Annotated in this window: 17 protein-coding genes; 6 read left to right on the top strand and 11 right to left on the bottom strand. The window is 72.0% G+C overall.

The annotated features are described in order from the left end of the window. Nucleotides 1-86 precede the first annotated feature (86 nt). The 8 genes from NVV95_RS17305 to NVV95_RS17270 form a co-directional block, all read right to left on the bottom strand. Nucleotides 87-1610 (bottom strand): amidohydrolase family protein, encoded by a 1524-nt coding sequence (locus NVV95_RS17305; protein ID WP_259487806.1) that lies wholly within the window; start codon nt 1608-1610, stop codon nt 87-89. A 22-nt stretch (nt 1611-1632) separates the two neighbouring features. Next, nucleotides 1633-2583 carry a nucleoside hydrolase gene (locus tag NVV95_RS17300; protein WP_259487805.1) on the bottom strand — a complete coding sequence of 317 codons (951 nt, stop codon included), beginning with the start codon at nt 2581-2583 and terminating at the stop codon, nt 1633-1635. 129 nt (nt 2584-2712) lie between these two features. Beyond that, the gene (locus tag NVV95_RS17295) at nt 2713-3810 is read right to left on the bottom strand and encodes a BMP family lipoprotein (RefSeq protein WP_259487804.1); all 1098 of its coding nucleotides are present in this window, start codon (nt 3808-3810) and stop codon (nt 2713-2715) included. A gap of 67 nt (nt 3811-3877) precedes the next feature. Then, nucleotides 3878-4585 (bottom strand): VOC family protein, encoded by a 708-nt coding sequence (locus NVV95_RS17290; protein WP_259487803.1) that lies wholly within the window; start codon nt 4583-4585, stop codon nt 3878-3880. A gap of 323 nt (nt 4586-4908) precedes the next feature. Further along, nucleotides 4909-5289 (bottom strand): hypothetical protein, encoded by a 381-nt coding sequence (locus NVV95_RS17285; protein WP_259487802.1) that lies wholly within the window; start codon nt 5287-5289, stop codon nt 4909-4911. Between the two features lie 85 nt (nt 5290-5374). Then, entirely contained in the window at nt 5375-6886 is a 1512-nt protein-coding gene (arfA, locus tag NVV95_RS17280) for an arabinosylfuranosidase ArfA (protein ID WP_259487801.1), read from the bottom strand. 66 nt (nt 6887-6952) lie between these two features. Further along, nucleotides 6953-7969 (bottom strand): LacI family DNA-binding transcriptional regulator, encoded by a 1017-nt coding sequence (locus tag NVV95_RS17275; protein ID WP_259487799.1) that lies wholly within the window; start codon nt 7967-7969, stop codon nt 6953-6955. A gap of 9 nt (nt 7970-7978) precedes the next feature. Continuing rightward, nucleotides 7979-8971, bottom strand: a complete 993-nt coding sequence (locus NVV95_RS17270; protein ID WP_259487798.1) for an oxygenase MpaB family protein — start codon at nt 8969-8971, stop codon at nt 7979-7981. Between the two features lie 96 nt (nt 8972-9067). Here NVV95_RS17270 and NVV95_RS17265 point away from each other — a divergent pair, with 96 nt between their 5' ends. Then, the gene (locus NVV95_RS17265) at nt 9068-9835 is read left to right on the top strand and encodes an ABC transporter ATP-binding protein (protein ID WP_259487797.1); all 768 of its coding nucleotides are present in this window, start codon (nt 9068-9070) and stop codon (nt 9833-9835) included. Next, nucleotides 9817-11397 carry a transporter gene (locus tag NVV95_RS17260; protein ID WP_259487796.1) on the top strand — a complete coding sequence of 527 codons (1581 nt, stop codon included), beginning with the start codon at nt 9817-9819 and terminating at the stop codon, nt 11395-11397. The genes NVV95_RS17265 and NVV95_RS17260 overlap by 19 nt, the downstream gene beginning before the upstream one ends. 3 nt (nt 11398-11400) lie before the next feature. On the opposite strand, the gene NVV95_RS17255 is transcribed toward NVV95_RS17260, so the two are convergent. Next, complete coding sequence (locus tag NVV95_RS17255; protein ID WP_259487795.1) at nt 11401-12228, bottom strand: DUF1206 domain-containing protein; 828 nt, start codon at nt 12226-12228, stop codon at nt 11401-11403. A 61-nt stretch (nt 12229-12289) separates the two neighbouring features. Between NVV95_RS17255 and gltX the strand changes: the two genes are divergently transcribed. Both gltX and NVV95_RS17245 read left to right on the top strand, forming a co-directional pair. Further along, nucleotides 12290-13819, top strand: a complete 1530-nt coding sequence (gene gltX / locus NVV95_RS17250) for a glutamate--tRNA ligase (protein WP_259487793.1) — start codon at nt 12290-12292, stop codon at nt 13817-13819. A 104-nt stretch (nt 13820-13923) separates the two neighbouring features. Next, nucleotides 13924-14892 carry an NAD(P)/FAD-dependent oxidoreductase gene (locus tag NVV95_RS17245; protein ID WP_259487824.1) on the top strand — a complete coding sequence of 323 codons (969 nt, stop codon included), beginning with the start codon at nt 13924-13926 and terminating at the stop codon, nt 14890-14892. Between the two features lie 65 nt (nt 14893-14957). Here the strand turns inward: NVV95_RS17245 and NVV95_RS17240 are convergent, their stop codons facing one another. Next, nucleotides 14958-15425 (bottom strand): GNAT family N-acetyltransferase, encoded by a 468-nt coding sequence (locus NVV95_RS17240; RefSeq protein ID WP_259487792.1) that lies wholly within the window; start codon nt 15423-15425, stop codon nt 14958-14960. 60 nt (nt 15426-15485) lie between these two features. Between NVV95_RS17240 and NVV95_RS17235 the strand changes: the two genes are divergently transcribed. Both NVV95_RS17235 and NVV95_RS17230 read left to right on the top strand, forming a co-directional pair. Next, nucleotides 15486-16133: a DedA family protein gene (locus tag NVV95_RS17235; protein WP_259487791.1), complete on the top strand. Its 648-nt coding sequence runs from the start codon at nt 15486-15488 to the stop codon at nt 16131-16133. Nucleotides 16134-16263: 130 nt separating this feature from the next. Continuing rightward, nucleotides 16264-16842: a putative glycolipid-binding domain-containing protein gene (locus tag NVV95_RS17230; protein ID WP_259487790.1), complete on the top strand. Its 579-nt coding sequence runs from the start codon at nt 16264-16266 to the stop codon at nt 16840-16842. Here the strand turns inward: NVV95_RS17230 and NVV95_RS17225 are convergent. Next, on the bottom strand, nt 16823-17470 hold the full coding sequence (locus NVV95_RS17225; RefSeq protein WP_259487789.1) for a GrpB family protein: 648 nt from the start codon (nt 17468-17470) through the stop codon (nt 16823-16825). The two genes, NVV95_RS17230 and NVV95_RS17225, sit on opposite strands and share 20 nt — an antisense overlap. Between the last annotated feature and the right edge of the window lie 10 nt (nt 17471-17480).

Genomic DNA, 17480 nt, shown 5'->3' with positions numbered 1-17480 from the left:
CGCCCGCCGCGCGAACGCCGAGGCGCGACGCAGAAGCAGGGGGAGGGGGCCGACCACACCAACCAGGGGTTGGTCAGACCGACAGCCTACAGCGCGCGGCCCCAGGCGCGTAAGTACGCCTTCCGCACCGCGGGCTCGAGCGAGCGCTGCAGCTGCCGCCACCGGGGCAGCTGGTCGGCGAGATACCGGCTCGCCTCCTCCCGGAACTCCGCCAGCAGCGCCTCCTCGTCGACGAGCGTGCTGCGGCCGTCGCGCAGGACGCAGCGCCCGTCGACCCAGACCTCGGCGATCGAGGCCCCGTTCTCGGCGAACACGAGCTGCTGCGCGGCGTCGTTCAGCGGGGTGAACGCGGTGGTCGCGGTCAGGTCGTACACGACGAGGTCGGCCGCGAGCCCGGGGGTGAGCGATCCGGAGCGGTCGCCCCAGCCGGCGGCGCGGGCGCCCGCGACCGTTCCGGCGTGCAGCACCTCGGGCACGAGCGGCCACCCCCGGTAGTCGGGGTCGGAGAGGGTGTGGGCGAGCGCGGTCTGCTTCAGCACGTCGAGCATCCGCATCGAGTCGTTGCTGGAGGCCCCGTCGGAGCCGAGCGCCACGCGAACGCCCTCGTCGTGCATCGCCCGCCAGGGCAGCGTGCCCGAGCCGAGCTTGAGGTTCGAGACCGGGTTGTGGGCGACGGTCGCGCCCGAGGCGGCGAGCAGTTCGAGGTCGTGCGGGGTGAGCCAGACGCCGTGGGCGGCGGTGAGGTTCGGCCCCAGCACGCCGAGGGTGTCGAGGTGCTCGACGATCGTGCGGCCGGGATAGCGGCTGAGTGCCAGCGTCTGCTGCAGCTTGGTCTCCAGCAGGTGGGTGTGCAGCACCTCGCCGTGCTCGCGGGCCTCGTCGGCCGCGCGCACGAGGAACTCGTCGGTGACGCGCTGCGGGGCGCTCGGCGACAGGGCGTAGCGGAGGCGGGGGTACGGCCGGGCGAGCATCCGCGCCTCTCGGGAGAAGGCGAAGAACGCCTCCTGCACCACGGCGCTCGGCGGCATCGAGTCGCGGCTCGCAGCGAGCACCTCGGCGGGCAGCACCTCGTCGGCGAACGGCAGGCGGTCGACGATGGGCACGTCGATGCCGGTTCCGGTGCAGGTGGCGCGGATGCCCGTGGCGTCGTACGCCCGGAAGACCTCCGCGATGCCGGCCGGCGTCTGGCCGGGCAGCTCTCCGGTGTCGTCGAGCAGCGTCGTGGCGCCGCCGCGCAGCGACTCGAGCGCGGCCACGACGGTGCGGAGGTGCACCAGCCGCTCGGACGCCGGCGCGACGCCGGTCGGCGGGTAGCTGAGCAGCGTCCAGACCTCGAGCGGCAGCGGTGCGCTCGTTCCGCGCAGCAGGATCTCCCACGAGTGCGTGTGCGCGTTCACGAGCCCGGGCGTGATCAGCAGCCCGGTCGCGTCGACGACGGTGGTGTCGGGCGAGGGCGCCGGCCGGCCGGGCTGCGACACCTCGGCGACCGCCTGGATGTCGGTGCCGTCGACGAGCACGTCGGCTCGGAAGGGGGTGGCGCCGTGCGCCGCGTCGAGGGCGATGACGAGGGCGTTCTGCCACAGTGTCCGCGGGGGTGGAGGCGTGCGCATGGATCGACCGTAGCCCGCGCCGCTACGGCAGCCGCGCGATGCGGGCCGTGAGCTCGGCGTAGAACGGCTCGGCGTCGACGTCGCGCGCGTAGAAGACGTTCGCGGGCAGACCCGTGACGCCCCACCAGTCGGCGACGAGCATCCCCATCGTCAGCTCGCTGCTTGTCTCGACGCGGGCGTTGATCTCGCGCCCGTGGAAGAGCTCGGGCCGCAGCAGATAGAGCGGCACGACCGGGCCGTGCAGGGGAGCGCCGTCCCAGCCGTACTTCGCGAGGTCGAACGCCTCCGAGAAGGTCAGCAACTCGTCGACCGCGCGCCCGCAGCGGGTGCCGAGCGCCGAGAAGGCGTCGAGCCGCGCCCGGGTGTTGCGCAGCTGGTGGGTGACGTCGAGCGGCAGCATGACGAGCCGGATGCCCGAGCCGAGCACGATCGCCGCGGCGTGCGGGTCGACGAAGACGTTGAACTCCGCGGCGGGCGTGATGTTGCCCACCTCGAAGTAGGCGCCCGCCATCATCACGACCTGGTCGATGTGCGCCGCGATGTCGGGCGCCTCCGTGAGGGCGACGGCGAGCGTCGTCATGCTGCAGAACTGCGCGATCGTGATCCCGCCCGGGGGCGCGGCGCGGCAGAGGCGGATGATCGCCGCGACCCCCGGCTCGTCGGAGGCGCGGCCCGCGACGGGAGGGAAGTCGTAGCCGTCGAGTCCGGTCTCGCCGTGCACGTGGGCGGCCGTGACGAGAGGGCGGATGAGGGGCCGGGCGACGCCGCGGTGCACGGGGATCCGCGGAGCATCCGTCTCGGGCCCCGCCAGCTCGAGCACCTTGAACACGTTCTCGACCGTGTGGTCGAGCGTGGTGTTGCCCGCGCCGGCCACGATGGCCTGCACGTGGAACTCCTCGGGCGACGCGAGGATCGCGAGCAGCGCGACGGCCTGCTCCTGCCCCGGGTCGGTGATGCAGATCAACTCGCGCACGAGCATCCTCTCTCTAGGTGATCGAATCTCTGGGGGATCGAATCGCTGGGGAATCGAGCCGTCGCAATCCGCCCTCTCACGGCGTTCAGAGGGCGGATTGCGACGGCTCGGTGGGGTTACGGGTGGGGTTTACGGGGCCGAGGGGGTGTCGATGGGGATGGTGCCCGCGACGAGGCCCTGCTCGATGGTGTCGAGCTCGGCCTGGAGGGTGGGCGCGACCTTCGAGGTGAAGTCGTGGAACGGGCTCATCAGCACGCCGCCGTTCTCGAGCGTGCCCACGTAGGTCTCGTTCGAGAAGTCGCCCGACGCGGAGGCCTGGATGACCTCGGAGATCGACTTCGGCATGTCACGGGCGATCGACGAGAACCAGAGGTCGTCGTAGTCGGGGTCGCTGACGTACATGTCGGTGTCGACGCCGACGAGCGCCACCGGCTTCGCCGACTCGCGGATGGCCTGGCCGGCGCCCTTGTAGATCGGCCCGCCGACCGGCAGGATCACGTCGACACCCTGCTCGAGGATGCCCTGCGAGAGCACCTTCGCCGCGTTGATGTCGCTGAAGTTGCCGGTGAACTGCCCCTCCTGCGTGTCGGGGTTCCAGCCGATCACCTGCACGTCGGTGCCCTTCTCGGCGTTGTGGTACTCGACGCCCCGGGCGAAGCCGTCCATGTACAGGGTCACGGGCGGGATCTGCGCCCCGCCGTAGGTGCCGACCTTGCCGGTCGCGGTGTAGTCCGCGGCGGCGTAGCCCACGAGGAAGCCGGCCTGCGAGGTGTCCCAGACCGCGGCCTTGACGTTGTCGGCGGTGATCGTGTTGTCGTCGACCATCACGAAGTGCACGTCGGGGTTCGCGGTCGCGGCCTCCTCGGTGGCCGCCGCGAGCAGGTAGCCCATGGTGACGATCGTGGTGCAGCCCTGGTCGACGAGGCTCGCGATGTTCGGCGCGTAGTCGCTCTCCGACTCGCTCTGCACGTCGATGTGATCCGTGCCGAGCGCCTTGGCGGCGAGGGTGACGCCTTCGAGGCCCAGCTGGTTGAACGACTGGTCGTCGAAGCCGCCCTCGTCGCTGACGATGCAGGGCAGCACGTCGCCCTCGGCGCCGGCCGGGCTGGTTCCGGATGCGCTGCCGGCGTCGCTCGGGGCGGACGCGCAGCCGGCCAGCACGAGCGCGGCCGTCGCGGTGAGGGCGCCGAGGGCGCCGAGGCGGGGGAACGGGGTGGAACGGGTCATGGGTGTGCTCCTTCTGAGGGAGTGGTGCAGGTGGAGTGGTGCGGAGGATGGTGCGGGGAGCGGGAGCTCAGCGGGGTGTCTCCACCCACGCGTAGATCTCCCAGATGTACCCGTCGGGATCGACGAAGTACGTCGACCGGGCACCCCACTCGTAGACGGCGGGGGCACCGGAGGCGGCGAGGCCGCGCGCGGTGAGCGATTCGTGGAGGGCGTCGACCTGCTCGCCCGTGTCGAGCTCGACGGCGAGCATGACGTGCCCGCCGTTCTGCGAGAACGACGCGAGGCGGGGCGAGCCCGCGAGCGAGTGGGCCGCGACGAGGGCGATGACGGTGCCGTCGCCCCCGTCGTAGCGGTGCGGGTCACCGGATGCCCGCGAGAACCCGAGGGTCTCGAGGAACTCCCCGGTGACCTCCGGGTCGGTGACGGCGAGCTCGACCTCGGCGAGGCGGCTGCGACTGCCGCCCGGGCGCGAGCCCGACCCGGACGGCGCCGCGAGCGTCAGCACGAACCCGTCCGGGTCCGAGACCGGGCCGGGACGCGCATCCGGAACCTCGAGCACCAGCCGGAACGGCAGCCCCGGCCGGGTCGGATAGGCCGCCCCGACGGTCTCGGCGATGCTCGGCCGCAGCCACATCGCCAGCCGCGGCCCGCTGTCGAACACGAAGTCGGCGAAGCGCACGTTGCGCATCCGCCGCTCGAGGCCGAGCGTGTCGCGGTAGAAGTCGTCGGAAGCGGTCACATCGCTGTTCACGATGCAGACGTCGTCGAGTCGCATGGGTGTACCCCGTCTGGAGGAATCGTTCACTGGGCGCGCAGGGGTCCCTGACAGGGCTGGAGGCCCTGCGGGGGACGGAGCAGTCCCGCGGAGGCTCAGCCGCCCGATGGGCGCACCGGTGCCTCGACGCGGGGCGCGGTCAGGAGTTGAACGAGTAGACGGCGGTGTTGTGGTGACCGCTCTGTCGGCGCAGGCAGAACCACTGGCAGAACCCCAGTGACTCGTGCGACGACCTCATGGCTCGAATCTAGGGCGCGTGTGTGACGGCCGTGTTTCGGCGCCCGAACGAGTGCGTTACGGGCGCGGGGTGCAGCGCGAGGGGCTCAGTTGTACCAGACGCGAACGCGGCCGACGACGGCGTAGAGCGCCGAGAACAGCGCAAGCAGGGGCACCAGGATACGCAGCATGTAGCTGATCACGAGGATGCCGCCGAGGTCGCCGAGCGCGAACAGCGCGATGGCGGCGATGCCCGCGATGACGGTGTTGCGGAGCGGCACCGAGTACGTGAGCGTCGGGGCGGCGAAACCGACCGAGGCCAGCACGATGCCGATGTCGATGAGGTACGCGCCCCAGCGCGGGTCGGTCATGTTCGGCGCGATGACCCAGAGCGCGATGGCGACGACCCAGAGCACGACGGCGACGATGCCCTTGACGGGTGCGGCCAGCATCGTTCTCGGCTTCGGGGGCACAACCACGGTCGTCACGTTCGATCTCCTCAGTTTTGATCGCGGCGTCCGACGGCCGCGGTTCACCCCGAGCCTACCGGGTCGGTCCGCTCCGACGGGCCGCTCAGCCCAGCGAGAGCGCCGTCCATGACACGGGCGGCAGGATGATCGTCACTCCGCCGTCGCCGACGACCACGCTCTCGGTCGCCACGAGGCCCACCCGCTCCTCGTCGCCCAGCACGTTCTTCGCCGAGGTGTCGGTGTCGGTCAGCGTCTGCGCCTCGCGCACGGCCACCGCGCCGAGTGCCGCGATGTCGATCGTGACGGTCGCCGGCTCGTGCTGGCTGCGGTTCACGAGGAACACCGAGGTCGACCCCGTCGAGGCGTCGTGCGTGGCGACGGCGTCCACCAGCGGCACGGTACCGTACACCGCGGTCTCGTAGTCGTCCGACTCGAGCTTCACGTCGAGGGCGTCACCGGTGGCGAGCCGCGAGGTCAGCGCGAACGGGAAGTAGGTGGTCTGCTTCCAGGCCGGCCCGCCGGGCTCGGTCATGATCGGGGCGATCACGTTCACGAGCTGCGCGAGCGAGGCGCTGGTGACGCGGTCGGCATGGCGCAGCAGCGAGATCAGCAGGTTGCCGAACACGACGGCGTCGGCCACCGAGTAGGCGTCCTCGAGCAGGCGCGGGGCGACCGGCCAGTTGTCGATGCCCTCGATCCTGTCGACGTCCTCGTAGCGGTCGAGGTACCAGACGTTCCACTCGTCGAAGGAGATGTCGATGGTCTTCGACGAGCCGAGCACGGCCTTGACGTGGTCGGCGGTCGCGGTGACCGAGTCGATGAAGTGGTCCATGTCGACCGCCGAGGCGAGGAAGCTGCCGAGGTCGCCGTTCTTCTCCTGGTAGTAGGCGTGGCAGGAGATGTAGTCGACGTCGTCGTAGCTGTGGGTCAGCACGACCCTCTCCCACTCGCCGAAGGTCGGCATGTGCGCGCTGGAGGAGCCGCACGCGACGAGCTCCACCGAAGGGTCGAGCTGGCGCATCGCCTTCGCGGTCTGCGAGGCGAGCTTCCCGTAGTCCTCGGCCGAGCGGTGACCGAGCTGCCACGGGCCGTCCATCTCGTTGCCGAGGCACCACATCTTCACGCCGAAGGCGTCGGTGCGCCCGTTGTCGATGCGCTGCTGACTGAGCGCCGTGCCGCCCGGCAGGTTGGCGTACTCGAGCAGGTCGAGGGCCTCCATCGTGCCGCGGGTGCCGAGGTTGATCGCGAGCATCAGCTCGCTGCCCACCTTGTCGAGCCAGTTCGAGAACTCGTGCAGTCCGACCTCGTTCGTCTCGGTGGAGTGCCAGGCGAGGTCGAGCCGGCGCGGCCGCTCGGCGACCGGGCCCACGCTGTCCTCCCAGCGGAAGCCCGAGACGAAGTTGCCCCCCGGGTAGCGGATGGTCGAGACACCGAGCTCCGTGACCAGGTCGATCACGTCCTGACGGAACCCCTCGGCGTCGGCGGTGGGATGTCCGGGCTCGTACAGTCCGTCGTAGACGCACCGGCCGAGGTGCTCGACGAACGAGCCGAACAGGCGCCGGTTGATCGGGCCGACGGTGAAGTGGGGGTCGATGGTGAGTCGTGCGGAGACCAAGGCTGTCCTTAACGCTGCTGTCAGGTAAACGTTGTAATTGCATCCTGAGGGCTCAGGGCGGGCCCGTCAAGAGCGGGTCGTCGACTCCCGCTGCACCAGCCGCACCCGCGTCTCGTGCTCGCGCGGCGCGATCGACCCGCGTGGGGCCCCGATGCGCTCCACGAGCCACCCGACGGCGATCTCGGCGATCTCGTCACGCCCCGGATCGATCGTCGAGAGGGTCGGCAGCGAGTAGCGCGTCTCGTCGATGTCGTCGAAGCCGATGATCGCGACGTCCTCGGGCACACGCAGCCCCGCCTCCAGCACGACGCGCAGCGCCCCGAGCGCCAGCGGGTCGTTGAAGGCCACGATCCCGTCGAACTCCAGGCCCGAGGCGATGACGGCGCGCATCGCGGCGGCTCCGTCGAAGCGCTGCCAGTCCTGCACCGCGATCACGAGCTCCGGATGCACGGGCACCCCGGCCGCGGAGAGGGCCTCGCCGTACCCCCGCAGCCGCAGCGCCGCCGACCCGGCCACCTCGCCCGGGTGCGCGCCGAGAGCCAGGATGCGCCGGCACCCCAGCCCCAGCAGGTGCTCGGTCGCGGCCCGTGATCCGGCGACGTTCGGCATGGTCACGTGGTCGGTCGGGCCGTCGAAGATGCGGTCGCCGAGCAGCACCAGCGGGGTCGGCAGGTCGAGCATCCCCACGTCGTCGTCGTCGAGGGTGAGCACGCTGTGCAGGATGCCGTCGACCAGCTGCATCCGCGGGCCCCGCAGTACGGCGAGCTCCGACGCCTTGTCGTAGCCGCTGATCTGCTCGATCAGCACGTACAGTCCGCGCGCGTGCGCCGCGGTCATGACCGCCCCGGCCAGCTCGGCGAAGTACGCGTTGCGGAGGTCGGGGATGACGAGCCCGATGGCTCCGGTGCGCCCCGACCGCAGACCGCGGGCCGTCAGATTGGGGCGGTAGCCGAGCTCTTCGATCGCCGCCAGCACGCGCGCCCGGGTCTCGGGCCGGATGCCCGGCGAGTCGTGCACCACGTTCGACACCGTCTTGATCGACACCCCGGCCAGCCGGGCGACGTCGTGCAGCGTGATCGACACGGTCGAAGACTATCCCGGTGCCCCCGTGGGCTCCGGTGCGCCCGTCGGTTCCGGTGCCGCCGTCGGGCCCGGTGCCCCCGCCGGCCGGCGGGCCGCCGCTGCCCCCAGGCGACGGATGCGCGACAGCGCCGCCTCCTCCGACGACGACTCGCTGCCCATCACGCGCCGCACCACGGCCAGCACCCGGCCGGTGGCCCAGATCACCGGCAGCGGCGAGCGGCGGAGGCCGAGCATCCGCCGGTACTCCTTGGGCAGGGAGGCCACGGCGCCGGCGAACATGATGCGGTAGGCGGGCAGGAAGCCCTTGGCCAGCGGCGGCCGGCGGATGAACCGCACGGCCTCGCGCACCCGCTCGTCGCTCTTCAGCACCCCGGAGGCCCGGAACGCCTCGAGCTGGGCGCGGAGCTCGCGATCGCTCCGCGGAGCATCCTGCACCCCGATCAGCTCGCCGGCCTTCGCCCACTCGCGCACGTACCGGTCGGCACCGCCCGGGATCGGCTCGTCCCACAGGGTGTGGCTGGAGAGGAAGGCGTCGGTGAAGACGACGTGCACCCAGGCGAGCAGCTCGGGGTCGCCGGCCGTGTACGGCACCGTGACGCCGTGGTCGTCGACGTACTCGCCGCGCACCCGCTCGTGGAAGTGGGCGACCCGGCCCGACTCGCGGTCGGCCACGGTCGTGTCGGCGAACGTCACGGTGACCAGCCAGCGGATGGTGCCGGTGAGGCGGCCGAGCGGGTCCTCCTTGTAGCGCGACCAGTCGTGCACGCCCGCCATGGCGCCCGGGTGCAGCGTCTGCATCAGCAGCGCGCGGATGCCCGCCACCATGGTCGCCATGCCGCCGTGCACCGCCCAGGAGGCGGAACCGGGGCCGAAGTAGCCGACGTCGTTGCCCTCGGCGATCGCCTGCACCCAGGCCGGGCGGCCGTCGCTCTGGCCCGAGAGGGTGGACAGCAGGTGCGAGCGCCAGCGGTCCCGTCGGTCGGAGCGGCGCGGGCGGGACATATTCCGAGCGTATGCCGCCTCTGGGCGCGGGCATTTGGTGAAGTCTGCGAGTTCGGCCAGAGTTGACGGTACCGACACGACCATCTGGGGGATGACTTGTCCGATCCATCAGCACCGGCGCTGCAGCTGACCGGTCTCCGCAAGCACTTCGGCGACAAGATCGCCGTGAACGATCTGAGCCTCACGGTTCCGACCGGCTCGTTCTACGGCCTCGTGGGGCCCAACGGTGCGGGCAAGACCACGACGCTCTCGATGGCCACGGGCCTGCTCAGGCCGGATGCGGGGCAGTCGCTCGTGCACGGCATCGACCTGTGGCGCGAGCCGCTGAAGGCCAAGGCGCAGATCGGCAACCTGAGCGACGGCGTGAAACTGTTCGACCGGCTCACGGGCGAGCAGCTCGTGACCTACAACGGGCTGCTGTTCGGCCTCGAGCGGGCCGAGGTGGCGGAGCGCGTCGCCGACCTGCTGAAGCTGCTCGACCTCGAGCAGGCGGCCGGCACGCTGGTCGTCGACTACTCCGCCGGCATGACGAAGAAGATCGCGCTCGCCTGCGCGCTCGTGCACGCCCCGCGGCTGCTGGTGCTCGACGAGCCCTTCGAGTCGGTCGACCCTGTGTCGGCGGCGAACATCCGCGACATCCTCACCGGCTACGTGCAGAACGGCGGCACGGTCATCGTCTCGAGCCACGTGATGGACCTCGTGCAGCGGATGTGCGACCACGTCGCCGTCGTCGCGCACGGCACGGTGCTCGTCGCGGGCACCGTCGACGAGGTGCGCGGCGACTCGACCCTGGAGGACCGGTTCGTCGAGCTCGTCGGCGGCCGCACCCACGCGGAGGGGCCGGAATGGTTGCGACGCTCGTAAGGCTGCGGCTGCTGGTGCTGCGCAACTCGCTGAAGCGCAGCCCGTGGCAGCTCGTCGCCGTGATCATCGGAGGCCTCTACGGACTGGGGCTGCTGGTCGGCGTGCTGGCCGGCCTGATCGCGCTCTCCTTCGCGCCCGTCGAGCTGACGTCCACCGTGCTCGTTCTCGCCGGCGCCCTCGTGGTGCTGGGCTGGATCGTGGTGCCGCTGTTCGCCTTCGGCATCGAGCAGACGCTCGACCCGGCGCGGCTGTCGGTGTTCCCGGTGCCGCTGAACACCCTGCTCGCCGGACTCACGCTCTCGGGCGTGCTCGGCGTGCCGGGCATCGTCACCACCATCGCGGCGGTGGCGACGGCCGCGAGCTGGATCCGCTCCCCGCTGGCGGCGGTCGCGGCGGTGATCGGCGGACTGATCGCGGTGCTGATCTGCGTGGTCGGATCGCGCGCCGTGGCGGCGCTGTCGACGACGCTCCAGTCCAAGCGCCGGTTCCGGGAGCTCGGCGGTGTGCTCGTGTTCATCCCGATCATCCTGCTCGGCCCGATCGTCATCGGCCTCGGCCGCACGCTCGCCGTCTCGGCCGATCAGCTGCCCGCCATCGCCCGGGCCGTGGGCTGGACGCCCGTCGGCGCGCCCTGGGCGATCGCGGCCGACGTCGCGATCGGCGACTGGGGCCCCGCCCTGGCCAAGCTCGTCATCGCGCTCGCCACGCTCGCTGTGCTGCTACTCATCTGGCGGGCGGCGCTCGCCAGCGCGCTCGTCACCCCGGCCGCGACCGGCGCCAAGCGGGTGGCCAAGGGCAAGACGGGGATGTTCGGCCTGCTCCCCGCGACCCCCGCCGGTGCCGTGGCCGCCCGGGCTCTGACCTACTGGCGCCGCGACCCGCGCTACGCCCGCCAGCTCATCACGGTGCCGTTGGTGCCGGTGCTGTTGTGGTTCTACTCGGCGAACGGCTCGGGGGAGTGGGTCTTCACCCTCACCGGCCCGATCATCGCCTTCTTCCTCGGCATCGCCCTGTACGCCGACATCTCCTTCGACGGCACGGCGTTCGCCACCCACGTCGCCGACGGGGTGCGGGGCCTCGACGACCGGCTCGGGCGGGTGTGGGCGCTCGCGATCATCTCCGTGCCGCTGGTGCTGATCGGCACGATCGTGCCCGTCGCCGTGATCGGCGCCTGGGAGCGGCTGCCGATGCTGCTCGGTCTCGCGGCGGCCGCGCTGCTCAGCGGCTTCGCGGTGGTCAGCGTCTCGTCGGCGCGGATCGTCATCCCGGTGCCGCAGGCGGGCGACAACCCGTTCAAGTCGGCGCCCGGCGCCGGCTTCACCACGGCGCTCGCCGGCTTCGCGACCTGGGGGATCGTGCTGCTCCTGACGATCCCCGCGGTGGTGCTCGCGATCCTCAGCCTCGTGCTCGACTCGGCGCTGCTCGGCTGGCTCACGCTCGTGGTGGGGGTGGGGCTCGGAGGGGCGCTGCTCGTGCTGGGGCTGCGCCTCGGCGGGGCGCAGCTCGACCGCTCGGCGCCCGAGGTGCTGTCGCGGCTGAAGTCGCTGCGGTCGGCCGCCTAGGCCCTACAGCTTCGCGATCCTCGCCCGGGCGATCAGGAACAGTCCGTAGGCGAGGAAGCCGACCCCGACCGCGACGAGGAGCGGCCCACCGAACGGCAGCGCGGCCAGCACCCTCAGCGCCCCGTCGAGTCCCGAGGCGGCCGCGGAGTCGGAGCTCAGCGCTGCCACGAGGAAGAGCACCCCGACCACGACGAGCGCCACTCCCTGGGCGGCGTACCCCACCACGCCGAGGCCCACGACCACCCGCCCCGGCACCCCGTCGGGCACCACGATCAGCTTGCGGAAGCCCCGCCGCACCGCGATCGCCACGAACCCCACGCCGAATCCGCCGACCGTGAGGCCGACGGCGACGAGCAGGAAGACCCCGCCGGGTGTCGCGATCAGGCCCGCGCTGAACGTCTGGCTGGTGTCGGAGCCGCTGGTCGATCCGCCGAGGGCGAAGATCAGCGCGGTCGAGCCGAGCACGACGTAGACCGCCGCCTTCCCGGCCTCGACGACCCGGCGACCCCAGGTCTTCAGCGGCCCGTCGGCGCGTCGCAGCGGCAACGTCACCAGCTGGAACAGCGCGAGCGTGAACAGGGCGAGCACCGAAGCCCAGAGCACGACGACACCCCCGGGGGTGGCCGCGAGCTCCCGTAGGGCCCCGGAATGGTCGGCTTCGCCGCCGCCGACACCGCCGGCGCCGTCGATGCCATGCAGCGCCACACCGATCGCGAGCAGCCCGATCAGGAGGTGCAGCATGCCGTTCACCGCGAACCCGGAGCGGGCGACGACCCGGAACACCGGGTTGCGGCTGACGTCGCGCACGGCGCTCTTCGCGGAGGAGGACATCCCACCAGCCTGGCACGCGACCGGCCTGCCACCGGCCCGGCCCCGATAGAATCGGCGGGTCATGAGCGCAACGTCACCAGCACAGTCGTCCGAGCATCCGTTCTCCACCGCCACGGGCGCCGACGTGCGCGTGCGGTTCTGCCCGAGCCCCACGGGCACGCCCCACGTGGGGCTCGTGCGCACCGCCTTGTTCAACTGGGCCTACGCGCGCCACACGGGCGGCACGATGATCTTCCGCATCGAGGACACCGATGCCAACCGCGACTCCGAGGAGAGCTACGAGCAGCTCGTCGACGCCCTCACCTGGCTCGGCCTGAACTGGGACGAGGGCCCCGGCGTCGGCGGCCCCCACGCCCCCTACCGCCAGTCGGAGCGCTACGACCTCTACCGCGACGTCATCGCCCGCCTGCTCGAGTCGGGCCACGTCTACGAGAGCTTCTCGAACGCCGAGGAGATCGACGCCCGCAACGAGGCCGCCGGCCGCGCGAAGCAGCTCGGCTATGACAACTTCGACCGCACCCTCACCGAGGAGCAGAGAGCGGCCTTCCGGGCCGAGGGGCGCGAGCCGGCGCTGCGCCTGCGGGTGCCCGACACCGACCTGTCGTTCGACGACCTCGTGCGCGGCGAGATCACGTTCCCCGCGGGGTCGTTCACGGACTTCGTGATCGTGCGGCCCAACGGGCATCCGCTCTACACGCTCGTCAACCCGGTCGACGACGCGCTGATGGGGGTCACCCACGTGCTGCGCGGCGAAGACCTGCTCTCGTCGACCCCTCGCCAGATCGCGTTGTACCACGCGCTGATCGACATCGGCGTGACCACCTTCGTGCCGCGCTTCGGGCACCTGCCCTACGTGATGGGCGACGGCAACAAGAAGCTCTCAAAGCGCGACCCCGAGTCGAACCTGTTCCTGCACCGCGAGCGCGGGTTCATCCCCGAGGGGCTCGTGAACTACCTGGCGCTGCTCGGCTGGTCGCTCGCGGCCGACCGCGACGTGTTCTCGCTGGAGGAGATGGTGGCGGCCTTCGACGTGGCCGACGTGCTGCCGAACCCGGCGCGCTTCGACCTGAAGAAGGCCGAGTCGATCGACGGCGACCACATCCGGCTGCTGGCCCCCGACGACTTCGCGTCGCGGCTCGTGCCGTACCTCGCGGCCGAGGGCATCGTCTCGGTTCCGGTGACGGATGCGCAGCAGCGCGTGCTCGACCAGGTCGCCCCGCTCGTGCAGACCCGCATGCAGCTGCTCGGCGAGGCGCCCGCGCTGCTGGCGTCGTTCTTCGTGCCGGCCGACTCGCTCAGCTACGCCGAGGACGCCCGGGCCTCGCTGCCCGAGAACGCCGGACTCGTGCTGAACGCGGCGATCGCGGGGCTCCTCGACGTGCCGGAGTCGGAGTGGGAGCATGAGGCGATCCAGTCGGCGCTCGCCGCGGCGCTGATCGACGGGCTGGGGCTGAAGCCGCGCGTGGCCTACGGGCCGCTGCGCGTCGCGCTGTCGGGGCGGCGCATCTCGCCGCCGCTGTTCGAGTCGATGCAGATCCTCGGCAAGGCCGAGACGATCGCGCGGCTCGAGGCGCTGGTGGCGGCGCTGTGACGGGCGCGGCTGCGGGCGGCCCCGGCGCGACTGTCAGCGGTATCGGCGCGGCGGCGCCGGGCGGCGTCTCGGCGAGCAGCACAGCCGGCGGCCCCGCCGAGGCCGTGCGCGGCTACGACGGCGACGCCTACGAGGTCATCGTCATCGGCGGCGGCCCCGCCGGCCTGTCCGTCGGCCTCAACCTGGTGCGCGCGCGCCGTCGGGTGCTGATCCTCGACAGCAACCGCCCCCGCCACTCGGCCACCCTCATCTCGCACGGCTTCATCACCCGCGACGGCGTCTCGCCCCTCGAGCTGCGCGCCCTCGGCCGCGAGGAGTTCGCCGGCTACCCCACCGCCGAGTTCCACCAGGGCCTGGTCACGACCATCACCCCGGGAGCCGCGGCCGACTCCGCCACCGCCACCGGCGGCGCCCCCCTCTTCACCGTCACGTCCCGCGGCGTGCGCGGCTCGGCCGACCGCACCGTCACCGCGCCCGTCGTCGTGCTGACCCACGGCCTCGCCGAGACGCTTCCCGCGCTGCCGAGCATCCGCGCCTACTACGGAACCGCCCTGCACAGCTGCCTCGCCTGCGACCTGTTCGAGAAGAGCGACCAGCCGCTCGCGCTGATCGGTGAGAGCGCCGACCTCGCCGAGCGCGCGCTGCTCGTCTCGCAGGTCACCGACGACCTGATCGTCTTCACGAACGACGCCCCCGACGCCGTGACCGCCGCCGAGGAGGCCGCCCTGGCCGCGCGCGGCATCGCGGTGGAGCGCCGCCCGATCGACGACCTCGAGGGCGACCGCTCGGGCCTGACCGGGGTGCGCCTCGCCGATGGCACGGTCGTGCCGCGCACCGGCGGCTTCGTGCGCCCCACCTGGACCGTGCCCGACGCCCATCTCGCCGAGCTCACCGGCCTCGAGCGCGACGCCGACGGCCACCTCGTGGTCGACGCCCTCGGAGCCACCTCGGTGCCGGGCCTCTATGCGGCCGGCGACCTCACGCCCCCCGGCCCGCAGCAGCTGATCGTCGCAGCCGGAGCCGGCGCCCGCACGGCCGCCGCCGTCGCCCGCCGTCTCCTCGGCCCGCTCTAGCCCGCCGCCCCGCCGCCCGAGCCGCCTGCGGCGACTGACGCCCGCGTCGACCGCGGGCCGCCGAGCTACCCGTCTCCGAGCATCCGCCGCATGAAGAACCGGTCGAGCGTGAGTGCACCCCGCTCGACCGTCTCGCGATGCACCACGTCGAAGCCGGCGCGCTCGAAGACCGGCCGTGCCACGAGGCTCGCGTGCGTCGTCAGCTCGGCCAGCCCGAGGTCCTCGCCCGTCGCGACGACGGCGTCGAGCAGCCGTGCTGCTGCACCGCGGCGGGCGAACGACGGATGCACGAACAGGCGATCGACGTAGCCATCCGCCCCAAGGTCGCTGAAGCCGGCGACCGCACCGTCGAGCTCGTCGACGACCGTGCGGGTCGCGAGCCGCTCCGCGTTCCAGCGGGCGAGCTCGCGTGGTCCGCCGAGCCACGCCCGCACCTGCTCCTCGCTGTAATCCGACCGGGCCGTCTCGAGGATCGCCCGCTCGAACACCTCGAGAGTGGCCGCCGCATCGCCCTCGACGTACCCCCTGATCACGCGAACAAGCCTAGCGATCGCTCAAAGCGGCGCGACACCGCAGACGGCTAGGGTCGAGGGGTGATCAGGGACATCTTCGGCTTCCAGGACGCCATCCAGGGCGCGGGCCTCTGGGGCCTGCTGCTCGTCTGCGTGATCGTCTTCGCCGAGACCGGCCTGCTGATCGGGTTCTTCCTCCCCGGCGACACCCTGCTGTTCTTCGCGGGTCTGCTGACCTTTACGGGCGACATCCCGCTGCCGCTGCCCGTCGTCATCCTCGCCGTCTTCGCCGCGGCTTTCCTCGGCGACCAGCTCGGCTACACGATCGGCAAGCGCGCCGGCCCCGGCATCTTCGAACGGCGCGACTCGGGCTTCTTCAGCCGCAAGAACGTCGACCGCACCCAGGCGTTCTTTGACCGCTTCGGCGGCTGGGCCGTCACGATCGCCCGCTTCATCGGCGTCGTGCGCACCTTCGCGCCGGTCGCGGCGGGCGTCGGGCGCATGAAGCGCTCGCACTTCTCCGCCTACAACGCCCTGGGCGCCCTGATCTGGTCGAGCGCGATCATCGGGCTCGGCTTCGCGCTCGGCGGCATCCCCGAGGTGGCCGCGATCGTGCAGCAGTACATGGAGTGGGTGCTGATCGGCATCGCCGTGCTCACGGTCGGTTCGGCGCTCGTCGCCTACCTGCGGCAGCGGCGGGCGGCCCGCACATCCGCAGGTCGGCGCTGATCGCCTACCTGCGGCAGCGGCGGGCGGCCCGCACCTCCGCAGGTCCGGCGTCCGCAGGCCCAGCCCCCACAGACCCAGCCCCCGCGGGCGAGCGCCCGGGGGAGTAGGTTCGTCGGCGAGGAGGTCAGCCGTGCCGATCATTACCCGCTCGCTGGCGTGGGTCCCGTCGAGCCGGAGCGGCTTCGAGGGCCTCACCCTCACCCTCACCCCCTCGGGCGCGACCGCGGTCGGCCACATCACCGCCGACCCCGACGACCGCGACCCGGAGCGATCGACCGGCTTCGAGGTGTTCTACCGCATCGAGTGCGACGAGGCCTGGCGCACCCGGCACGTCAGCGTGGTCGAGAACTCCACGAACCGCGCGCTCGAGCTGTGGTCGACCGGCGACGGCCACTGGCAGGGCGATGACGGGCGGATGCTCGTCGCCCTCTCCGACGCCCTCGACGTCGATCTGAGCGCCACCCCGTTCAGCAACACGCTGCCGATCCGCCGCATCGGCCTCGCCCTCGGCCAGAGCGCCGAGATCACCACGGCCTACGTGGACGTCCCCTCGCTGCAGGTCTCCGCCGACCGCCAACGCTACACGCGCATCGCGCCCTCCGTCTACCGCTACGAGGCTCTCGACGGCAGCTTCGTGCGCGACGTGGAGGTCGACGACGAGGGCTTTGTCACGGACTACCCGGGGCTGTTCACGCGGGTGGGTCGCTGACCCCTCCGTGAGACGCGTCGGCACCGGCGGCCCGCCGCGCCCGTTCCTTGATGGCGGCGATGACCTCCGTCTTGGCGTCGGAGTAGGCGTTCATGTCGGCCCAGCTCTCGGCCATCAGCGCGCGTTTCGTGCTCTCGTACAGGGCGCGGTCGCCGGCGTCGGCGCGCAGGTGGTCGCGCAGCAGCAGGTACTCGGCGATGGCAGGGTCGCCCTGCTGGTAGAGGTGCACGTGCACGTCGCGCTCCGGGGTGCGCACGAGGCGGTGGCCCGGTTCCCGCACCCTCAGTTCGTAGCCGGCCGCCACGAGGCGGTCGACGTGGTGCTCCTCGGCCGTGATGTCGCCGACGGCCACGACGATGTCGACGATCGGCTTCGCCGCGAGCCCCGGCACGGCGGTCGACCCGATGTGCTCGACGGCGATGTGCTCGACGGCGATGTGCTCGATCGCCACGGGGCGGGCGTCGGCCGGGACGTCGGCGAGAGCATCCTGAATCACCCGCCGGTGGCTCTCGAAGACCGTCGCCCAGGCGGGATCGTGCTCGTGCAGCCCCACGGTGAGCCGCTCGGGCCCACCGATGATCTCGACGGTTGTGACCTCGGGCCGGCGCGGCCCCTCGTTCTGCTGCACGCGCTCATCC

It is taken from the genome of Herbiconiux gentiana (genome assembly GCF_024978135.1).
Taxonomy (GTDB): domain Bacteria; phylum Actinomycetota; class Actinomycetes; order Actinomycetales; family Microbacteriaceae; genus Herbiconiux; species Herbiconiux gentiana.
This window is presented reverse-complemented; position numbering and strand designations above follow the sequence as displayed.

Excerpts from the sequence above, each read along its gene's own strand:
- NVV95_RS17305 (WP_259487806.1), bottom strand. The coding sequence starts at position 1,610 with ATGCGCACGCCTCCACCCCCGCGGACACTGTGGCAGAACGCCCTCGTC.
- NVV95_RS17295 (WP_259487804.1), bottom strand. The coding sequence starts at position 3,810 with ATGACCCGTTCCACCCCGTTCCCCCGCCTCGGCGCCCTCGGCGCCCTC.
- NVV95_RS17290 (WP_259487803.1), bottom strand. The coding sequence starts at position 4,585 with ATGCGACTCGACGACGTCTGCATCGTGAACAGCGATGTGACCGCTTCC.
- NVV95_RS17270 (WP_259487798.1), bottom strand. The coding sequence starts at position 8,971 with ATGTCCCGCCCGCGCCGCTCCGACCGACGGGACCGCTGGCGCTCGCAC.
- NVV95_RS17260 (WP_259487796.1), top strand. The coding sequence starts at position 9,817 with ATGGTTGCGACGCTCGTAAGGCTGCGGCTGCTGGTGCTGCGCAACTCG.
- NVV95_RS17255 (WP_259487795.1), bottom strand. The coding sequence starts at position 12,228 with ATGTCCTCCTCCGCGAAGAGCGCCGTGCGCGACGTCAGCCGCAACCCG.
- gltX (WP_259487793.1), top strand. The coding sequence starts at position 12,290 with ATGAGCGCAACGTCACCAGCACAGTCGTCCGAGCATCCGTTCTCCACC.